Below are 912 nucleotides of genomic sequence, written 5' to 3' on the forward strand. Positions count from 1 at the left end.
TGACGCCGAACGGCAAGCTCGACCGCAAGGCACTGCCGGCGCCGGCCGACGGCGCCTATGCGCGGACGGCCTATGAGGCGCCGCAGGGCGCGGTCGAGACGGCGCTGGCCGAGATATGGGCGGAGCTTCTCGGTGTCGAGCGGGTCGGACGCCACGACAACTTCTTCGAACTGGGCGGCCATTCGCTCGTGGCGGTGCAGCTCTTGAGCCGGCTGTCGCAGGTTGTTGGCGTCGAGCTGCCGCTGACGAGGCTGTTCGCCAAACCGGCGCTTTCCGATCTGGCGGCAAGCATCGTCGAGCTGTTGAGCCGCTCCGGTCCGCAAGACCTGCCGCCGATTGTGGCCGTGTCGCGTCATGAGCCTCTGGTGCTGTCGTTCGCGCAGCAGCGGCTATGGTTTTTGGCGCAGCTGGACGAACGCAGCACCAACTACCACATGCCGCTGGCCCTGCGGCTGCGTGGGGTGCTCGACCGCAGCGCCTGGCAGCGCGGCCTCGACCGTTTGTTTGCCCGCCATGAGGCGCTACGCAGTGTCTTTGTCGCGTCGGAGGGCAAGCCCTGGGTTGAGGTTCTGCCGCCGGATGCGGGACTGCCGGTGGCCGAGCACGATCTGCGGGACAGGCCGGATGCTGAGGCGGCGCTTTTGGATCTGTGCCATGAAGAGGCGCGCACGCCGTTCGATCTCGCGCGCGGGCCGCTGATCCGCGGGCGTCTGATCCGGATATCGGATGAGGAACACGTCTTCCTGCTGACCCAGCACCACATCGTCTCGGACGGCTGGTCGATGAGCGTGCTGGTGGGTGAACTCAGTCAGCTTTACCGGGCGTTTGAGGCTGGACAGGACGATCCTTTGCCGCCGCTGGCGATCCAGTACCCGGATTATGCCGCCTGGCAACGGCGGTGGCTGTCGGGGG

At 67.1% G+C, this 912-nt stretch carries 1 protein-coding gene; it reads left to right on the forward strand.

Translation table 11 applies throughout. The annotated features are described in order from the left end of the window. Positions 1-912: condensation domain-containing protein (locus NKH19_RS33355; protein ID WP_352983965.1), on the forward strand; the 912-nt coding region annotated here is incomplete at both ends.

The organism is Mesorhizobium sp. M1338 (genome assembly GCF_040318045.1).
GTDB lineage: Bacteria > Pseudomonadota > Alphaproteobacteria > Rhizobiales > Rhizobiaceae > Mesorhizobium.